Consider the following 18,475-nt stretch of genomic DNA (forward strand, 5'->3'; position numbering starts at 1 on the left):
AAATGTTTTTACAGCAAGTCATCAATGGTTTGATACTGGGTTCGATCTATGCATTGATTGCTCTAGGTTACACGATGGTCTATGGCATTCTCGAGCTGATCAACTTTGCCCATGGTGAAATTTATATGATCGGAGCCTATCTTTCGATCATTTCCTTTGGTTTTTTTACGACGATGGGGATCACGCAGCATTATTTGATTCTCTCGCTGATTTTATCTTTTTTTTTCTCCGCGCTATTTTGCGCGGCCTATGGTTTTACCATGGAGAAATTGGCCTATCGGCCGTTGCGGCAGGCTCATCGGCTCTCTCCGCTGATCTCTGCAATCGGCGTCTCCATTTTTCTACAAAATTATGTTATGCTCACCCAGGGTTCCGGAGATCTTGTCTTCCCCCATCGTTTCACTGTCGGTGAACTTTACTTCTCAGGTATTCGGATCACCGTGCTTCAGCTTGTGATATTGGGATCCGCGATTGTTTTGATGGGCTCCCTCTACTTTCTTGTTCAAAACACCTTAATCGGAAAAGCCATGAGGGCCACCGCGCAGGACAAGGTGATGTCCAATCTCCTGGGGATTGACACCGATCTCATCATTTCTGTCACCTTTGTCCTCGGATCCCTGCTGGCTGCCGCGGCCGGAATGATGGTCGCCATGTATTATGGAACCGTCAATTTCTTTATCGGATATATTGCCGGTATTAAGGCATTTACGGCCGCCGTTTTGGGTGGTATCGGGAGCATTCCCGGGGCGATGTTAGGCGGGCTCCTTCTGGGAATGGTTGAAAGCCTGGGAGCAGGTTATATTTCAAGCGAATATAAGGATCTTTTTGCATTTTTGATATTGATTCTGGTTCTCCTCTTCAGACCTTCCGGTTTATTGGGCTCTCCTCTTAAAGAAAAAGTGTAGGAAAACGAGCGTTGAAAACAAATGCAGCCTACACTATTATCGGCATTCCTCTTTGGTTTGGCCTGCTGGGTCTCCCCTTCTTAGGCGTTTCAGGAGGGATAAAGCTCTCCCTCGGTGTTTTGTTGCTTTTGGTATCGATTCGCCTCATTCGAAAAATCCCTACCCGGAACTTTAAACGAACTGCGTTTTACGGTATCACCTCAAGTCAGAATATACCTTATTTATGGGAGAGGATAAAGTGGCTCCTTGCTCTTTCTCTGATTATCGTTCCCTTATTTCTCGACAACTATCAGCTTGACGTGATGACCATGGCCGGACTCTATATTGTTCTAGCTCTCGGACTCAATGTCGTGGTCGGCTTTGCAGGTCTCCTTGATCTGGGGTATGCCGCTTTTTATGCCGTAGGGGCGTATAGCTATGCGCTCATGTCGGTTCATTTTCACATCAATTTCTGGCTGGCCATTCCTCTGGCAGGCATATTAGCGGGAGCTTTCGGCTTTTTGCTCGGTGTGATCACGCTTCGGTTGAGAGGTGACTATCTTGCGATCGTGACTCTTGGATTTATTCAGATTCTCCATCTCGTGCTCAACAATTGGGACTCCGTGACACGAGGACCTAAAGGAATATCAGGAATTCCCCATCCTAAAATAGGAAAGTTCATCTTCTATCAGCCGATCGATTACTACTACCTTATATTGGCCATAGTCGTGGTTGCATTATTCTTCATTCAACGAATTAAATCTTCCAGAATCGGTCGAGCCTGGGACGCGATCCGTGAAGACGAAATTGCCGCCGAAGCGATGGGAATCCATACGACGCAGATGAAAACTCTCGCGTTTGCCATTGGAGCGGCCTGGGCGGGCGTCTGCGGGACTTTTTTCTCGGCTAAATTCGGTTTTGTTTCGCCCGAAAGTTTTACTTTTTTTGAATCGATTTTGATTTTATCTATGGTAGTATTGGGTGGTATCGGGAGTATACCGGGGGTTATTTTGGGCGCGTTGGTCTTAATGATTCTGCCAGAAATGATGCGGGGATTTTCCAATTACCGAATGCTCCTTTTCGGATTGGCCATGATACTCATGATGGTCCTTAGGCCGCAGGGAATTCTCGGCAATTTTCGAAGAAAAATAGAATTATCATAAGAGAAAGGTCAATTTGACAGGCGAGATGGGGTTAGCTGCCCCCTGCCGAGGACTTCCGATATTGGATTTTCGTTGTGGGTCGCAGAGCCACAGGAGCGAGGAAAATGGAGCGTACAGATTCGGTACGTGAATATTTCCGAGTGATGAGAACGTAGCAGATGATCCCATATCGCCTGTCGGTGCTAATGATGGAATGTGGTGCGGTTGAGCGGGACCATCCCCTTGCTTTCAAAAGGGAATTCTCTTTTCGTCCAGAATTTCGATAAAACAACTTTCCCGGTTAGCTTATAATTCACGTCGCTTTCTCCCAAAATTGTTCTAAGAAGATGGGAAAGACCGTTAATCGAAGTTGAGAAGGGGAGTGTAACCACTTCGGACCCAGATTCCTTTAGAGAAATGGGGGTTATGAGTTCGCCGGCGCCGAGCGTCTCCTCATTTAATTCGAGACGATAATTCAATTTATCTACCGTGACCCCCACAGAATTGGGATTGGTCACTTTGATCAAAAAGGCAAGATCAATCGAAGAAAATGAGACGCCGGTCAGCTCAATTTCCTGGAGTGCCAGATCGGGCTTGATTAAATTCGGTGAGCAGCCGCCTGACGCAAGGGAAAGAAATAAAAGAGATAGGTAAAACCGTCGGACCATAAGGAGATACCCTATCAGATTTTTGCAAAACATTCAAAGCCGGATAGATAATTCATGACCGATCAAACGGATGATAAAATCAAAACGATTATGCAGCTCGCCATGGCAGAAAAGTGGGAAGAAGCCAGGTTCAGGGTTCGAGAATTGATCCAGAACGCGCCTCTGGATCCGGGAATCAAGGTCCTTCAGGCAGATATCGAAAATATATCCGGAAATGAAAAAGAAGCCTTGCGTCAGCTTAAGGAGATTTTGAGAGCCCACCCGGAATACGGTCCCGCTCATTATAGTACTGGCGTCCTTCATGCACGCCAGGGGCGATGGGACCAGGCAAAATCTTTTTTTATCAAATCGATCGGCCTCTTCGACCCAGATCAGAGGGAAATGCTCTCGGATGCCTGGCTTCAGTTAGGGGTGGCGCATTGGGAACAGCGGAATCCCGGCGAAGCCATTGAAGCCTGGTACCGCGCGCTTTCTTTTAATCCGGCTCAATGGAAAGCAAGAGAATACCTCGAAGAGTTTACTCCCGACTACAGTCAACCCAAAATGTTAGGAGCTCCGGAATATTTTCGGAAATTTCAGGAGATTCAGGTCCAAAGCTATCTTGTCCAACACGGTAAAACCGAATTCGACTCATTGGAAGAGGCCGATATGCTTTTTCGAAAAATGACGGAAGCCTGGAATGCAATTCCGGAAAAATGGAAACTTGAAGATCTGGCCGAGATTGAAAGGACGCGATATTTCAGATCCGTGACTTTAATTTGAAGCAAGTACTCAGGAGTCTCTTCTGGACACTCTGCTCGAAATAAAAAATCTTTCCAAATCGTTCGGAGGCCTCACTGCGATTTCAGAAGTCGACGCGAGTCTGAAGAAGAAGGAAATTACCAGCCTGATTGGTCCAAACGGAGCAGGCAAGACCACCTTTTTTAACTGCGTGACCGGAATGGTTCCTTTTTCGGCTGGAGAGATCATTTTTCAAGAGAAGAATCTCAAAGGCCTGAAACCGTTTCAGGTGACGAGAGCAGGCATTGCGCGCACCTTTCAAAATATCCGGCTCTTTGGTGGCCTGTCTGTTTTGGAAAATGTCATGGTCGGGGGAGACATTCATAGCCGGTATGGTCTGATTGCCGCCTTATCCCGTTCGGCGGAATCCCGGAGATTAGAGAGGGAACGGGTTGAACAGAGCACAGACCTCCTCGAATTTGTCGGTCTGGAAAATCAAAAATCAAAAAGGGCGCGGGAACTTTCCTATGGAGACCAGCGTAGACTTGAAATTGCCCGGGCACTTGCGACCGGGCCATTACTCCTTCTACTGGATGAGCCCGCCGCAGGCATGAATCCGAGTGAATCGAGGCGCTTGATGGATTTTATGCTCAAGATTCGAGAGAGGGAGATTACACTTCTTCTGATTGAACACGATATGAAAGTGGTCATGGGAATTTCAGATAAAATTATTGTTCTGGATCATGGTGTCAAGATAGCGGAAGGAAAACCCCGGGATGTCCAGCATGATCCAAAAGTGATTGAAGCCTACCTGGGAGGAGGGCTCTCTTCGCCATGCTGAAAGTGGAAAATCTTCGAGGAGGATATGGCGCCATCGAAGTATTGAAGGGAATAGACCTGGAAGTTGCCGAAGGAGAGACAGTTTCAATCATTGGTGCGAATGGCGCAGGCAAGTCAACCGCCTTAATGATGATCTCGGGAATATTACCATATCAATCCGGAAAAATTCTATTTAATGGAAAAGAAATTTCTGGGTTTTCGCCTTCTAAAATTGTATCATTAGGCATTTTGCAGGTTCCCGAAGGAAGAAGAATCTTCTCTCGACTGACCGTTCTCGAAAATCTTGAACTGGGAGGATTCGCTCTTAATAGAAAAAACGCATCCAAAAACCAATTTGAATATGTTTTTGCCCTGTTTCCACTTCTCTTTGAGAGAAAAAACCAGCTTGGGGGGACTTTGAGCGGAGGCGAGCAGCAGATGCTTGCGATCGGAAGAGCCCTTGTGGGACAACCGAAGTTACTGATTATCGATGAACCGTCTCTTGGATTAGCCCCCCTGATGGTGGAGAAGATTTTTAAAATGATCAAAATGCTGGGGGCGGAAGGATTGACCCTGCTCCTGGTTGAACAAAATGCGCGGCTCGCCCTTTCAATTTCCCAAAGAGCCTATGTCATGGAAACGGGACAAGTGACCCTGCAGGGAGAATCCGCCCAATTATTAAATGACCCAAGAATCAAGACAGCCTATTTAGGAGAATAAAAAAGTCGATTCATGAACCGGACGCCGCTTTTCGAAATTCATAAAAAATTGAATGGCAAATTAGTCGAGTTTGGAGGATGGGAAATGCCCCTCTTTTATTCCGGCGTCGTCGCGGAGCATAAAGGGGTCCGGACAGATGTGGGGCTCTTTGATATCTGCCATATGGGGAGATTGATCGTCCAAGGGGCTGACGCGGAATCTTTCCTGCAAAAAACGACGGTTAACAATGTCGCATTGCTTGTCCCGGGCAAAGCCCACTATTCGCTGGTCTGTAATCTTCAGGGAGGAGTGAAAGATGACATCTTCATTTACAAAAAAGGGGACAGTGATTTTTTTATCTGCGTGAATGCGTCTAACCGGGAAAAGATCTTTCGCTGGTTCTTAGACCAGAAAGGGCAATCCCGGGTTTCAATCGAAGATGCAAGCCAAAGGCTGGGAATGCTGGCGCTCCAGGGGCCAAAGGCGCCGCGACTTCTTGAAAAAATTCTGGGGAAAAAATTCCGGCCGTTAAAACATGCCGAATTTTTCGAAGAGGAGATATCAGGCGTTTCCGCAATGATTGCAAGGACCGGTTATACGGGAGAACGGGGTTATGAATTTTATTATCCGGCCTCCGAATCCGAAAAATTATGGGCCCTCTTTATGAAAATGGGCCAGGACGAAGGGATTATCCCGGTCGGCCTAGGGGCGAGAGATACGCTCAGGCTAGAGATGGGCTATGCCCTCTATGGGCATGAACTGGGAGAGGATATTTCTCCCCTGGAGGCCGATTTGGCAAAATTCGTCTATTTTGACAAGCCCTTTATTGGAAAAGAGTCTCTGCAGAAAATGCAGGAAAAAGAACTTTCGAGAATCTTAATCGGTTTCGAATTAAAGATAAAAAATGTTCCACGCCAGCATTGCCGGCTTTTTCAGGGTGACCAGGAGATCGGCGAGGTCACCAGTGGAAATTTAACTCCCTCTGTTCAGAAAGGAATAGGGATGGCCTTTATCCAGACCTCCTGGGCTCGCGAAGGGACCGAGTTTTCGGTTTTAATTCGAGACAAGAAGATTCCGGCGGTGGTAACCAAAAGGCCGTTTTACAAGAAGAAATAAAGGAAAAATCATGTATACACCTCATACAGAAGAAGAGATCCAGTCGATGCTCCAAATCATCGGGATTCCATCGATGGAAGGACTTTTTGCAGACATACCAAAATCGGTCCGATTAAACCGTATCCTTAAGACGGGCCGTCCCTTATCTGAACTTGAAATCCGTCAGGAGATGGGAGATTTGGTTCGGAAGAATTCACATTTGGAAGAATATACGTCTTTTCTCGGAGCCGGGTCCTACGATCATTATATTCCCGCGCTCATAGGACCCATTCTATTCCGATCGGAATTTTATACAGCCTATACCCCCTATCAAGCGGAATTGAGCCAGGGAATGTTGCAGGCCATCTATGAGTATCAAACCGCGATCTGTGAGTTGACCGGAATGGAGGTAGCAAATGCCTCGCTTTATGATGGCGCGTCTGCTCTGGCCGAAGCTGTTTTGATGATGGTTCGAATAGGTAAAAAAAGATCAGAGATTCTGATTTCAAAAACAATCCATCCCTTTTACCAGGATGTCGTCAGGACTTATTGCAAAGGGTTGGATCTTAAATTTATTGAGGTGGAATATCAGAATGGACAGGTTTCCCTCGATCAGGTCAAGAAACAAATCACGGATAATACTGCGGGCCTGCTTCTTCAATATCCCAATTTCTTCGGTTGTTTGGAGGAGATTCCGGAACTCATTCAGCTTGCGCATGATAAAGGAGCGAAGGTGGCTGTATCGGTTGATCCGATCGCATTGGGAATACTCAACTCCCCGGGAGAGCTTGGAGCCGATATTATCGTGGGAGAGGGACAAGGCATGGGGAACAGCATGAGTCTTGGCGGCCCCTATGTCGGTTTCTTTGCCACCCGGACAGAATTTATCCGACAGCTTCCCGGGAGAATTGTTGGGGTCGCCCATGACAAGGAGGGGAGGAGAGGATATACGTTAACGCTTCAGACGCGGGAACAACATATCAAGCGCGAGAGAGCCACTTCGAATATTTGTACGAATGAATCGCTAAATGCCCTTGCCTCTCTTTTCTACATGGTGACGTTGGGAAAAAAGGGGCTTGCGGAAGTTGCACGGCAATCGACTCTCAAGGCGCACTTTCTTCAAGATGCGTTGAGCCGTATCCCCGGCGTTGCTATTCCCTGGAGTGCCCCTTTCTTTAAAGAGTTTGCCGTGAAACTCGATCGCAGTCCGAAAGAGATCAACGAAGCATTATTAAAAGAGAGAATCATAGGCGGACTTGATCTGGGGCGGTATTATCCCGAATTAAAACAGCATTACCTTCTCTGTGTGACTGAAAAGAGAACAAAATCGGAATTGGAGAGACTTGTCGCTCTGATTTCCAGGAGATAAGGAGTTTATTATTTGGCAGAAGCAAAACGAGATAAATTAATTTTTGAAAAAAGTGTATCAGGACGAAAGGCTTATGCCCTTCCCCCCCTGGATGTACCGGAATCCTCCTTAGAATCGCTGTTTCCGTCAAAGTTCCTTAGAAAAGAGCCGCCCGGCCTTCCGGAAGTCAGTGAGCTCGACCTGGTGCGCCACTATGTCAAACTTTCTCAAAAAAATTTTTCAATCGATTCCGGTTTTTATCCTCTCGGGTCCTGTACCATGAAGTACAATCCGAAAATAAATGACGAAATCGCGAGACTTCCTGGCTTGGCAGCCCTCCACCCGCTCCAGCCAGAGGAGACCCTTCAAGGAGCGTTAGGACTTCTTTATGCGCTCGAAGAGCTTTTAAAAGAGATACTTGGATTTGACCGGATTTCCTTTCAACCGGTGGCCGGTGCACAGGGTGAGATGGTCGGCCTGATGATGATCCGCGCTTATCTTCAATCGAAAGGGGAGAACCGCCACAAAGTGTTGATTCCCGATTCAGCCCATGGCACGAACCCGGCAAGCGCCATGCTCGCCGGATTCGAAGTGGAAGAAATCCGGTCCAATAGCCAGGGATTGATCGATCTGGATGATTTAAAAAAACATATGGACCGGGATTGCGCTGCGCTGATGCTGACCAATCCCAATACGTTGGGGCTCTTTGAAAAAGATATCATCGATATCTCGAAGGTGGTTCATGAGGCAGGTGGCCTGATGTACATGGATGGGGCAAATTTAAACGCACTTCTTGGTTTGGTACGTCCCGGTGACATGGGGTTTGACGTCGTGCATTCCAATCTTCATAAAACTTTTTCAACACCCCATGGTGGCGGGGGACCGGGAGCCGGGGCCGTCGCCGTCAAGGCATTTCTCGCCCCCTTTCTTCCGAAGCCGACGATTGAAAAGAAGGGGGAACGCTATGTCCTAGACGACAACCGGCCCGATTCAATCGGAAAAGTGAGCACATTCTACGGAAATTTTGGAAATCTGGTCCGGGCCTATGTCTATATCCGGTCCAATGGGGCAGAGGGTTTGGCCAGGATCAGCCAAATGGCCATCCTCAATGCAAATTATGTCCGGTCAAAACTGGAGAAGGTTTTAAAAGTGGCTCAAGACCGGATCTGCATGCACGAGGTCGTATTTAGCGCGAAAAAATTTAAATCGAGAGAGATTCACGCCCGCGATATCTGCAAAAGACTAATGGACTATGGATTCCACCCCCCAACGGTCTATTTTCCTCTCATTGTCGAAGAAGCTCTGATGATCGAGCCGACTGAAACGGAATCTAAAGAGACCTTGGATTCCTTTTGTGATGCGCTCATCTCTATTTCGAAAGAGATTGAGTTGAATCCGGAACTTCTACTGAATGCGCCTTTCACCACCCCGGTCGGCCGGCTGGACGAGACCGAAGCGGTCAAAAAACTCAATGTCAGATGGAAGAAAGGCTGATAAAAAAAGGAATTCATGAAGTCTATTGGAATTTTATTGAGCCTTTTGGTCAGTGCAGTTGTCATATATTTGACATTGCAGAATGTCCGTTCGAGTAGTCAAAGCGTTGATCCATTGGGTTTAGTCGTACCGATCGAAAAGGCAAAAAAGGTTCAGTCGGCAATCGATCTTTCAGCCGTTCAGACGGCAGTGCAAAATTACCAGGCCCAGCAAGGGAGTTTTCCCAAAAGCCTCTCCGAACTGGTTAGTTCCGGGCTCCTGACCGAATCGCAATTAAAAGGGCTCGAGTACGATTCAGAGACCGGTAAGGTTACGTCGCGATCAGAATAATTCCCGAATGCCGAAAGCCTCTATTTCGCCAGTTTGGGTTCCATCAGCTATAATGACATATAGGCCATAAATAGAGAAGGGCTTGATTCCATGCTCAATTTTGATTTAATTATTGTCGGCGCAGGACTTTCTGGAATGAGAGCGGCCCTTGCAGCGGAACCGTCATTAAATGTCGCGCTAATTTCTAAAGTTCATCCGGTTCGAAGCCATTCCGTCGCTGCTCAAGGTGGAATTAATGGGGCGTTGAGTCCAAACGATTCCTGGGAAAGCCATGCGTTTGATACGATTAAGGGGAGCGACTATCTTGGCGATCAGGATGCCATTGAAACCATGTGTCAGGAGGCTCCGGCTGAAATTCTCGAGATGGAAAAAAGAGGTGTCATTTTTAGCCGGGACGAGCAGGGGAATATCGCCCAAAGGCCTTTTGGAGGCGCTGGGTACCCTCGTACAGCCTATGCGCAGGATCGGACTGGCCATGCCATGCTCCATGCGCTTTATGAACAGATATTAAAAAGGAAAATTAAGGTATTTGAAGAGTGGTATGTGACTTCCCTGGTGGTTGAAACGGGAATTTGCCGTGGCATCCTTGTACTAAATATCCTGACGGGCGAACTGGAGATGATCGGAGCCAAAGCGGTCATTCTCGCAACGGGCGGATATGGCAGGGTCTATTCAATCAGTACCAATGCAGTGATCAATACGGGGGACGGGATGAGTCTTGCCTATCGTTCGGGAGCTCCCCTGATGGATATGGAATTTGTACAGTTTCATCCGACTACGCTCAAAAAAAGCGGAATTCTGATTACGGAAGGGGCTCGCGGTGAAGGGGGATTTCTCATCAATTCTCTTGGAGAACGATTTATGGCCAAGTATGCCCCCAATGCCCTGGAGTTGGCAAGTCGCGATGTGGTCTCAAGAGCAGAAGGCGAAGAAATCGAGGAGGGAAGAGGGATTGACGGATGCGTCCTCCTTGATTTACGTCATTTGGGAAGGGAGAAAATCCTGGAACGATTGCCCCAGATTCGTAGTCTGTCGATTAGTTTCGCAGGAATCGATCCGATAGAAGCTCCGATTCCGATCCGTCCGGGGGCGCATTATTCCATGGGAGGGATCAAGACGAATGTCTGGGGAGAAACTGAAATTGCAGGTCTTTTTGCGTCAGGTGAATGCGCCTGCGTGAGTGTGCATGGTGCAAACCGGCTTGGCGGAAATTCTCTTCTGGACACTTTGATTTTTGGAAAAAGGAGCGGACTTCGGGCATCGGAGTATATTCAAAAATCGGCCCCACCTCCCCCTTCAGTTCAGTTCTTTGATCGGGAAAAGCAGCGATTGAACCGTTTGAAAGGGAGAAAAGCGGGTGAAAAAATCTGGACGATCAAAACAGACCTTGGCAATCTGATGGGCAGCCATGTCGGAGTCTTCCGCTTTAAAGAAAAACTGGAAGAAGCCGGACAGATGATTCGTCAATTGAAATTGCGTTACCAGGATATCGCCATTCACGATAAAGGAAACATCTTTAATACGGAATTGATCGCCGCGCTGGAACTCGGATCAATCCTGGACCTGGCGGAAGTCATTGTAAAAGGGGCCCTGGGACGGGAAGAATCGAGAGGAGCGCACTTCCGAAGGGATTTCCCTAAGCGAAACGATCAGGAATGGCTTAAACATACGCTGGTTTACTACCATGAGGAGACCCCTCGAATAGAATATGCGCCGGTCACCTTGACCAAATATCCTCCCAAAGAGAGGACCTATTAATGCGAATACGTCTCAGTATTAAACGATTCCATCCGGAAATTGACCGTGAGCCTCAGTTCAAAGAATATTTTCTGGAGATTCGTCCCGATTTAACCGTATTGGAACTGTTGATTCAACTTAAAGAAGAAGAGGAGGGGGGACTGGCCTTCCGTTATTCTTGCCGGAGTTCGATCTGCGGTTCCTGTGCCATGCGGATTAACGGAAGTGAAAAACTCGCCTGCCAAACTTCTGTGAGGGAGGAGTATGAAAAATACGAAAGCCTCCGAATAGAACCTCTTGCGAACAGCGCGGTGATCAAAGACCTTGTGGTCGATATGAAACCCTTCTGGGAAAAGGTAACTGAAATTACTCCCTGGCTCCATCCTGATTCAAAATCTGGCACTGGAAAGGCCAAAGGAGTATTTACCCAGGAAGCCTACCAGGCGCTCCACAATGTGGACGCCTGTATCTTATGTGGGGCCTGTGTCTCTTCCTGTAATTCCTTGGAGGTTTCCAGGGGTTTTGTCGGTCCCGCGGCGCTGGCAAAAGCGTATCGGTTTATAGCCGATCCGAGGGAATCGGATCAGGAAAAAAGAGAACGTCTGGAAGCGCTGATACTGCCGGATGGTATTTGGGACTGTGTGAGATGTAATTTTTGCGTCGAGGTCTGCCCGAAAGATGTTAAACCCATGGAGGCAATCGTGCGATTGAGGCGGGAAGCGATCAAAGCAGGGATGGCCGACTCTCCGGGCGGTCGGCATATTACCGCGTTTGTGGAGATCGTTAAAAAAGAGGGGAGATTGAACGAAGCCCAACAGCCGATGAGAATGCTCTGGAAATCCCCCCGACTTCTTCTTCAAGCGATGCCGGTCGGTTTAAGAATGGGATTGAAAGGAAAGCTTCCTTTTCTCTGGCACTTGCCGATCAAGGGAATCAAACAGATTCGAAAGATTTTCAAATCCCGGGGGTATCAATGAAATACGCATTTTACACAGGCTGTGCAGCCAAAGGTGCCACGCCTGAACTTTATGTCTCAACCCTTTTGGTTGCAGAAAGACTCGGAATCGAACTGGTCGAACTGAGGTCAGCTGCTTGCTGCGGAGCAGGCGTTATTACCGAAGCGGATCCGGAACTGGCTGTTGCACTGAACGCCCGGACCTTTGCGATGGCAGAAGCGGAAGGTCTTGATATCATGACCATCTGCGGAACCTGTCAGGGGGTCATGTCCCAAATGAATAAACAGCTGACTGATGATCCGGGACTTTTAAAAAGAATCAATCTCTTCCTTGAAAAGGAGGGGCTTCATTATAGCGGGAAAGTGAAAGTGAAACATTTTCTCTGGATCCTGCTGGATGATATTGGAATGGAATTATTAAAAGAAAAAGTGACGACACCGTTAAAAAAACTCCAAATTGCGCCATTTTATGGATGTTATATATTAAGGCCCTCCAGTGCGTTAGGTTACGATGATCCGAATAATCCATCATCGCTGGAAACCGTGATCGAAGCATTGGGGGGAGAAGCGGTAGAGTACGAAGGGAGAAATAAATGTTGCGGTTTTCCGGTTATCCTGGAAAATCCGGGTCTTGGATTGGCCATGACGGGAAAACGGCTTGGAGAGGCCAAGAGCGCGCATGCTGATGTCATGGTCACCCCATGTCCGCTTTGCCACATGAACCTCGATCTTCAGCAGGAACGGGCCGAGAAACATCTCAGTCAATCATTTGATATGCCGGTTCTCCATCTTCCTCAATTGGTGGGTTTGGCGATGGGATTTTCTCCGGTGGCCATGCAGATGATGCGCCATTTTATTCCCCTCGATTCCCTTGTGGCCAAGCTGAAATAAACAAGTCATTCCTCCATCTCGCCTGGTTTACAGCTCTTCGACGATTTTCAGAAGATCGTAATCGGTCAGAATGCCGACCAGTTTTCCATTATCGACGACTGGCAGACAGCCAATCTTTTGGGTGCGCATGAGACGTGCGGCATCTTGAATACTGGAGGAGGAACTGATAGAGGTGACCGGACTATGCATAACGGCCTGAAGAGGAATCGTACGTAATTTTTCAGCTCGTTCAAAAGTAGAAATATGGTCTCCGACTGATGATACGGAGGCGGCAAGAAGGTCACGATGACTCACCATTCCCACCAGTTCCTCCTTCTCGTTCACAACGGGAACGTGACGGCAATGTGCCCAATCCATCAGTTCCTTCACCACGATTAATTTCCTGTCAGATTTTATGGTAAAAACCTTTTTCGACATATATAAAAAAACAGACTGAAAAGTTGAAGTTTGGAGCATTGCCATATTCCTTTTCCTCCTCTATTAGAGATTCCGAGTGAACAGTTTAAAGTTAGCTCAAAAACTTGAATTGGTCAAACGAGACTGGATTGACAAGAGGCGGCGTGATAGACAGTCAATATTCATGGTAATACGTTAGATTCGCAAGATGTCGCAGAATTTTTTTGCGACATCCCTTTTCGCGGTTTGATGGAAGGAAACAAGTTTTATATCCAGGGGTATCAAAAAAATGGTTTAAGCTTGTCGAAGTGCAGGTACTAATTCCTTCTGGGAATGACCGTAATTCTTGGTAATGACCACTTTTTTAAATCTCTTGCTAAATCGGTTTGTTCTTTATTCACCCAGGCCATGATGTAATATGGCCCCGCTGGTGTCCCTGCCGGTAATGTTACGATGACCTTTCCCCTTTTGCCGGTACCGACATCCAATTTATCCAATTGCATTTTAGGAAAAAGAGGTATGTCGTCCTTATCTCCAATCGCTTTGTTCTTGGTTAGGAGAAATTCAATTTCCGATGCGGATGCGGTCGAACCCCCCCGATTATAAATCATGGCCTCGATCGCGAAATCCTCTCCACTCCGAACCTTTGAAACTTTGGTTGATAAGCTGGTTACCACCAAATCGGGTAAAGGAATTGTAACGGTATTTGAGGTGCATGCCCAATTATTCTCTTCATTTGATTCGGCCACACTATTATGGGCGTCTGCGATGGCACAAATATGATAATTACCTTCCGGCATATTTTCAGGAATTTGCATTAACAATGCAATCTTCTTCCTTTCTCCGGAATGCAAATGACCTAATTCGTTTTGGGTCCTGGATACGACATTATTCAAATTGGCAAATATCCCGCTGGTTGACAGGTAGAATGAAACGACAGAAGGTCCAGCAGCACCATTCCCTTCATTTAATAAAGTCAAGTTAATAGGAATCGAACTACCGGCAGATCCTCGTATGACCGAGCTGGTGATTGTGTTCACAATTAGGTCGGGCCGACGGACCACGATTTTTGAATATGAACAGAAGATATTGTTCTCCTCATCGGATTCGTTGATCCTGTTTTCGGGGTCTGCCTCGGAGCAGAGAAAATAAGAATTGCCCGGTGTATTCGGAGGTATTTCTAAAAGAGTCGTTGAAGTGTCCGATGTGTCCTGTCCAAGGGAATCGATTGCCCGAAATGAAGGCAGATCGATATAATCGGAAGGGTGATCAGACATGCTCGCCGAAAGATGATAAGCAATTGAAAATCGCTCGTTAATAGCGGTACCGTGATTTGTGACTTCATCCACAATGGACAAACGGCTTCCTGCATCGATGGCCGACTCATTTGGAATAGTCGATGTCACTTCAAGATCAGGCATAAATGTATTCAGATTAATCGTTGTGGCCTCGGAACGGGTTTCGATTTTTGGGAAATGCTTTTTGGGACTCTCACCGTCGCTGCTTCCAGGAACATTCTGATTCAAGATCCCGCCAAACGCGAAGTTTTGGATGATTTTCCCCCCTGCTGATACACTAATTCTTGCTTCTTGTTGTCCCAAAACTGGATGCCAGGCATGTATTTCATATTCTCCCGGAGGAATCCCGTCAATGCTAAATGTTCCGTCCGCACCTACGATCGCATAATAGGGATTTTCTACCGGATAATAGTAGCTGTTCATATAACTGTGTTGGTCACACTGCAAATGAAGAATGCTCTCTTTCTTCCGGATAATCGTCGGTTTGTTAATGACCTGGTCCTTGTTTGGAAGCGGAAGATTAAAAATTGTTGAGCTCGAAGAACCAGTTTCTTCAAACAGATGAGGGTTATGTAGTACGCCTGTGGATGTTTTAGGATCAGCCGGATCGGCATCCAGATTCCTGACACGGAATTCCGCCTTTTTTACCGCAACCCCGACAAATTTCGAGGGCGCTCCCTGTACCAGAAACCGGCAGATATCAGCATTCGTATCCGTTCCGGAAAAATTGAAAGGTTTCCCTTTTTCTACATGTTCGATCGCAACCACCACATCCTCTAACGATCCATCTTTTCCGACATTCACATCATGCAAAAGGCGATGTCCCTTTCCATCGTTATCTTCCTTTCCGCAATATTCTGACTGCGGGAATTTATTGAGTTCAAATGATTTAGGAATAGGAGCAAATCCGATGTAGGTAATCTTTCCTTTAACAAAACCGCCATGAACAACCGCCGTCACTTCATATCCAAATGTTCGAAAGCTCGTCAGGACGACGAACAGGACAGCCAGGAAACATTTTGAAGCAGGATTATATCGATGCATCAGGCATTCTCATTTCAATAGCAATTGAAGGCTTTTATTCTACCTTTATTTTGCGGGATTTCCGGTGAAAAGGTCAAATCAAAAAGCAGGACGAAATCCGAAGTAGGTCACATTGGAAAGCGATCTGCGGATGCTTCGGTGCAGGAAAAAATGAAAGTGACCTGAATCCGCCTATAAAGAGAAATGAGGTGACTCCGGAGTACTGGAAAAAGCCTTCGTGGCAGGAATTTAGGACAGGACCCGAATTTACATATGAGTATTACGTAGAGTTCGAAAAAAGCGATTTTGAGCGACGAGATCAAACATTCAGCGGTGGAAAATTAATACGAAGGGAGCATAGAAGGATTCCCGTAAGAACTGTAGAATTCAAGAATTAGATTATTCCAGTTAGCATAGGCTTCTTTAAGCTGAAATTGAGACGACTCCAGATCGTCTCTTAATTTATTCAAGATTTCAATACGGCGGTTTTCCAGGGAACTTTTTACAATCTTATATTCGACCTTCATTCGATTCCACCGTATGCCGGCTGCCAGAAGTTTCTCATGGGCCTGATTGAGTCTTTGTTCGAGTGCTTCGGGAAGGGTCTTTGAAAATCGATTCATGTTCTGCAAAACTCTTTCTCGTTGGACAAGAATCCGGGCTCTGAATATACTCTCATCAGATGCCTTTCTCAGTTTCTTGACAAAACGGAACGCTTCGAGCAGTTTAATCATCCATTTGGTGGGATCCCATTGATACCATTTAATCCCGTTCCGGTAGTCGAATTGGAATTGATGGTGGTAATTGTGATATCCCTCACCAAAGGTCAGTAGGGCCGTAAGCATGTTGTCGCGGGCAGAACTCTTGAGAGAATAAGGCTGTTTCCCTAAGTAGTGACTGAGCGAATTGATGAGAAATGTCGAATGATGGACCAAAACAGTACGGACAAAACCACCCCAGAGCAATCCGCCCCAGGGATCGTGATAAATCATACCTAAAAGAAAGGGAATTCCAAATCCCATCAATCCTGCAATGGGAAAATAATGGCAGTGTTGCCACCAAACCAGCTTGTCTTCTCGAAGATCTCGAACGTTTTCAAAGGTGCTTTCCCGATCTTTAAAAAAGACCCAACCGATATGAGCGTAAAAGAATCCTTTCTGAATACTATAGGGGTCATTCAGCTGGTCTACAAAACGGTGGTGATCCCGGTGATCTGAACACCATTTTACAGCTGACTTTTGAAAAGCCGCCGCGCCAAAAATGAGAAAGAAAAATTTGATCAAAGCATTGGCTTCATAGGATCGATGGCCAAAAAGCCGATGATATCCTCCCGTGATCGATAACCCGGTTGCCGCAAAAAATAATGCGCATAAAATCAAGTTGTTCCATGAAAAGCCGACGATTGCGAGATGGAGAGGAATTCCGATGAGAGAGACAAGGGGTGTTAGGATCAAAAAGATGCCGTTAAGCCAGTAAATATCAGAAGCTGACGGAAGTTTTTCGCCTGTATTGGACTTTTTGTTCATCTTTTTGTTTCCTTTCAAAAGGAGCAACTCTTTCTATCATACCACTTAATGGGTATTTATGCCATGGGAGAAAAAGAGAAATATCAAGAATGGGAAAATCCAATCCTGATCATAGCGGGAGAATCGGATTAAGGTCTGTAAAGTTTCAGGGCGTCGGGAAGCCAGGCCTTGATCTGGTCAATTCTTTTCTGATCGGCAGGGTGGGTCGATAAGAATTCAGGCGAATGATTTTTGTTTTCGGCAGACATCCGTTGCCAGAATGGGATCGCTGATTCAGGATTATAGCCGGCCATGGCCATAAGGTTAAGTCCGATGTGGTCTGCCTCCGATTCCTGCGATCTTTCGAAAGGGAGCATGACTCCGACATTCGTTCCGATTCCAAATGCCTGATGAATGACGCCTCTTTCCTGATCATTACCCGAACCCCCGAGTAAAATTTCCAATCCGGCGGCGCCAAGTTCCGCGAGTTGTCCCCGGCTCATTCGTTCGACGCCATGTCTGGCGATGGCATGGCCGATTTCATGTCCCAAAACTGTGGCCAATCCGGACTCATCTTTTGTAAAGGGGAGAATGCCTGTGTAAACGACCACTTTCCCCCCGGGGAGCGCAAAGGCATTGACGGTTTTAGGATCATCGATCACCGTGAATTCCCACGGATAGTGGGGAGGGACAGACAATCCGATCAGTCTTCCTTTTGCCGGGTCTTCGACGATTGCGGCGATCTTTTTTCCCACGCCTGCGACGAGATCCATTGTCTTCGGGTCCTTTGAAATGGGCCCTTTTTTTACAACGTCATTGTAGGCTTGTATCCCCATTCTGATTTCACTTTTGGAGTCGATTGTGGGGAGAATAAACTGGGAGCGGCCGCTGACAGGTGCCGTGGAACAGGCGTTAAGGAGTTCTAGAGAAAGCAGGGGGAAGAGAAAAAAGCGTGATAGGTTGATGGAAGTCATTCTTGTGAACAGAGGACTATTTCTTGGGTGATTTTTTCTCTTTGGGAAGAGGTTTGACGTAGAGTTTTTTGATAACAACTTTTCGAGCGACAATTACCCCTTTAATTCGTTCATATTCCAGGTGAACCGTTGACTGGAGCGGAATCTCCTTGAGTAGAATATCCTTTCCCTGGTATTGAATCAAGGTTTTACTGTTGACAATGGCCCTGACGGAACGAAGGCCCCCTTTTTTACCGCTTTTCTTAACCTGAATCGTGGACGACAGGAAGTGAATTTCAACCAGAGTTAATTTTCCCGTTAGCGATTGCAGTTCGGTCTCGGATGGCTCCTGGGTTCTTCCTTCAATCGGCTGGGAAATTATGAAAAGGAGGGAAAGTGCGATGAAGCTCGCTAAAGCATTTCGTATCATTGTTGTAAGTATATAGGCAAACCGTTTCTTTATCAAATTCGGTAGAATAGGTAAAACTTGACACCGGCAGAAACCGCGTTCTATGATG

At 46.7% G+C, this 18,475-nt stretch carries 18 protein-coding genes; 12 read left to right on the top strand and 6 right to left on the bottom strand.

The window, feature by feature from the left end; genetic code table 11:
• The first annotated feature begins 2 nt into the window (after positions 1-2).
• Together HY200_05010 and HY200_05015 are read left to right on the top strand one after the other, a co-directional pair.
• Positions 3-905, top strand: coding sequence for a branched-chain amino acid ABC transporter permease (locus tag HY200_05010; protein MBI3594298.1), 903 nt, complete (start codon positions 3-5; stop codon positions 903-905).
• Positions 906-1,207: 302 nt separating this feature from the next.
• A complete protein-coding gene (locus tag HY200_05015; GenBank protein MBI3594299.1) occupies positions 1,208-2,047 on the top strand; it encodes a branched-chain amino acid ABC transporter permease in 840 nt (279 codons plus the stop codon).
• Between the two features lie 182 nt (positions 2,048-2,229).
• Here the strand turns inward: HY200_05015 and HY200_05020 are convergent, their stop codons facing one another.
• Positions 2,230-2,694, bottom strand: coding sequence for an LEA type 2 family protein (locus tag HY200_05020; protein ID MBI3594300.1), 465 nt, complete (start codon positions 2,692-2,694; stop codon positions 2,230-2,232).
• Positions 2,695-2,748: 54 nt separating this feature from the next.
• Between HY200_05020 and HY200_05025 the strand changes: the two genes are divergently transcribed.
• The 10 genes from HY200_05025 (at position 2,749) to HY200_05070 (ending at position 12,782) form a co-directional block, all read left to right on the top strand.
• Positions 2,749-3,456 carry a tetratricopeptide repeat protein gene (locus tag HY200_05025; GenBank protein ID MBI3594301.1) on the top strand — a complete coding sequence of 236 codons (708 nt, stop codon included), beginning with the start codon at positions 2,749-2,751 and terminating at the stop codon, positions 3,454-3,456.
• A gap of 22 nt (positions 3,457-3,478) precedes the next feature.
• The gene (locus HY200_05030; GenBank protein MBI3594302.1) at positions 3,479-4,255 is read left to right on the top strand and encodes an ABC transporter ATP-binding protein; all 777 of its coding nucleotides are present in this window, start codon (positions 3,479-3,481) and stop codon (positions 4,253-4,255) included.
• Positions 4,249-4,953 carry an ABC transporter ATP-binding protein gene (locus tag HY200_05035; protein MBI3594303.1) on the top strand — a complete coding sequence of 235 codons (705 nt, stop codon included), beginning with the start codon at positions 4,249-4,251 and terminating at the stop codon, positions 4,951-4,953. Before HY200_05030 ends, HY200_05035 begins: the two co-directional genes overlap by 7 nt.
• Positions 4,954-4,965: 12 nt before the next feature.
• Positions 4,966-6,048 carry a glycine cleavage system aminomethyltransferase GcvT gene (gcvT, locus tag HY200_05040; protein ID MBI3594304.1) on the top strand — a complete coding sequence of 361 codons (1,083 nt, stop codon included), beginning with the start codon at positions 4,966-4,968 and terminating at the stop codon, positions 6,046-6,048.
• A gap of 7 nt (positions 6,049-6,055) precedes the next feature.
• Complete coding sequence (gene gcvPA / locus HY200_05045) at positions 6,056-7,396, top strand: aminomethyl-transferring glycine dehydrogenase subunit GcvPA (GenBank protein ID MBI3594305.1); 1,341 nt, start codon at positions 6,056-6,058, stop codon at positions 7,394-7,396.
• 12 nt (positions 7,397-7,408) lie between these two features.
• Positions 7,409-8,869, top strand: a complete 1,461-nt coding sequence (gene gcvPB, locus HY200_05050; GenBank protein ID MBI3594306.1) for an aminomethyl-transferring glycine dehydrogenase subunit GcvPB — start codon at positions 7,409-7,411, stop codon at positions 8,867-8,869.
• A 15-nt stretch (positions 8,870-8,884) separates the two neighbouring features.
• A complete protein-coding gene (locus HY200_05055; GenBank protein ID MBI3594307.1) occupies positions 8,885-9,199 on the top strand; it encodes a hypothetical protein in 315 nt (104 codons plus the stop codon).
• 90 nt (positions 9,200-9,289) lie between these two features.
• A complete protein-coding gene (locus HY200_05060) occupies positions 9,290-10,957 on the top strand; it encodes an FAD-binding protein (GenBank protein ID MBI3594308.1) in 1,668 nt (555 codons plus the stop codon).
• On the top strand, positions 10,957-11,913 hold the full coding sequence (gene sdhB, locus HY200_05065; GenBank protein ID MBI3594309.1) for a succinate dehydrogenase iron-sulfur subunit: 957 nt from the start codon (positions 10,957-10,959) through the stop codon (positions 11,911-11,913). The genes HY200_05060 and sdhB overlap by 1 nt, the downstream gene beginning before the upstream one ends.
• Positions 11,910-12,782, top strand: coding sequence for a CoB--CoM heterodisulfide reductase iron-sulfur subunit B family protein (locus tag HY200_05070; GenBank protein ID MBI3594310.1), 873 nt, complete (start codon positions 11,910-11,912; stop codon positions 12,780-12,782). The genes sdhB and HY200_05070 overlap by 4 nt, the downstream gene beginning before the upstream one ends.
• Positions 12,783-12,809: 27 nt before the next feature.
• On the opposite strand, the gene HY200_05075 is transcribed toward HY200_05070, so the two are convergent.
• From HY200_05075 to HY200_05095, 5 genes are all read right to left on the bottom strand, one after another.
• On the bottom strand, positions 12,810-13,244 hold the full coding sequence (locus HY200_05075; protein MBI3594311.1) for a CBS domain-containing protein: 435 nt from the start codon (positions 13,242-13,244) through the stop codon (positions 12,810-12,812).
• 251 nt (positions 13,245-13,495) lie between these two features.
• Positions 13,496-15,520: a hypothetical protein gene (locus HY200_05080; protein ID MBI3594312.1), complete on the bottom strand. Its 2,025-nt coding sequence runs from the start codon at positions 15,518-15,520 to the stop codon at positions 13,496-13,498.
• Positions 15,521-15,840: 320 nt separating this feature from the next.
• The gene (locus tag HY200_05085) at positions 15,841-17,025 is read right to left on the bottom strand and encodes a fatty acid desaturase (protein MBI3594313.1); all 1,185 of its coding nucleotides are present in this window, start codon (positions 17,023-17,025) and stop codon (positions 15,841-15,843) included.
• 128 nt (positions 17,026-17,153) lie between these two features.
• The gene (locus HY200_05090) at positions 17,154-17,978 is read right to left on the bottom strand and encodes a M48 family metallopeptidase (GenBank protein MBI3594314.1); all 825 of its coding nucleotides are present in this window, start codon (positions 17,976-17,978) and stop codon (positions 17,154-17,156) included.
• 16 nt (positions 17,979-17,994) lie between these two features.
• Positions 17,995-18,387 carry a hypothetical protein gene (locus HY200_05095; protein MBI3594315.1) on the bottom strand — a complete coding sequence of 131 codons (393 nt, stop codon included), beginning with the start codon at positions 18,385-18,387 and terminating at the stop codon, positions 17,995-17,997.
• Positions 18,388-18,475: the final 88 nt, after the last annotated feature.

The sequence above is a fragment of the Nitrospirota bacterium genome, assembly GCA_016194305.1.
Lineage (GTDB): Bacteria > Nitrospirota > Nitrospiria > JACQBW01 > JACQBW01 > JACQBW01.

What these genes read in the sequence shown, in the direction of transcription:
- gcvT (MBI3594304.1), top strand. Translation starts at nt 4,966, where the DNA reads ATGAACCGGACGCCGCTTTTCGAAATTCATAAAAAATTGAATGGCAAA.
- HY200_05090 (MBI3594314.1), bottom strand. Translation starts at nt 17,978, where the DNA reads ATGACTTCCATCAACCTATCACGCTTTTTTCTCTTCCCCCTGCTTTCT.
- HY200_05025 (MBI3594301.1), top strand. Translation starts at nt 2,749, where the DNA reads ATGACCGATCAAACGGATGATAAAATCAAAACGATTATGCAGCTCGCC.
- HY200_05015 (MBI3594299.1), top strand. Translation starts at nt 1,208, where the DNA reads ATGACCATGGCCGGACTCTATATTGTTCTAGCTCTCGGACTCAATGTC.
- HY200_05020 (MBI3594300.1), bottom strand. Translation starts at nt 2,694, where the DNA reads ATGGTCCGACGGTTTTACCTATCTCTTTTATTTCTTTCCCTTGCGTCA.
- HY200_05070 (MBI3594310.1), top strand. Translation starts at nt 11,910, where the DNA reads ATGAAATACGCATTTTACACAGGCTGTGCAGCCAAAGGTGCCACGCCT.
- HY200_05055 (MBI3594307.1), top strand. Translation starts at nt 8,885, where the DNA reads ATGAAGTCTATTGGAATTTTATTGAGCCTTTTGGTCAGTGCAGTTGTC.
- HY200_05075 (MBI3594311.1), bottom strand. Translation starts at nt 13,244, where the DNA reads ATGGCAATGCTCCAAACTTCAACTTTTCAGTCTGTTTTTTTATATATG.
- sdhB (MBI3594309.1), top strand. Translation starts at nt 10,957, where the DNA reads ATGCGAATACGTCTCAGTATTAAACGATTCCATCCGGAAATTGACCGT.
- HY200_05060 (MBI3594308.1), top strand. Translation starts at nt 9,290, where the DNA reads ATGCTCAATTTTGATTTAATTATTGTCGGCGCAGGACTTTCTGGAATG.
- HY200_05035 (MBI3594303.1), top strand. Translation starts at nt 4,249, where the DNA reads ATGCTGAAAGTGGAAAATCTTCGAGGAGGATATGGCGCCATCGAAGTA.
- HY200_05010 (MBI3594298.1), top strand. Translation starts at nt 3, where the DNA reads ATGTTTTTACAGCAAGTCATCAATGGTTTGATACTGGGTTCGATCTAT.
- HY200_05080 (MBI3594312.1), bottom strand. Translation starts at nt 15,520, where the DNA reads ATGCATCGATATAATCCTGCTTCAAAATGTTTCCTGGCTGTCCTGTTC.
- HY200_05085 (MBI3594313.1), bottom strand. Translation starts at nt 17,025, where the DNA reads ATGAACAAAAAGTCCAATACAGGCGAAAAACTTCCGTCAGCTTCTGAT.
- HY200_05095 (MBI3594315.1), bottom strand. Translation starts at nt 18,387, where the DNA reads ATGATACGAAATGCTTTAGCGAGCTTCATCGCACTTTCCCTCCTTTTC.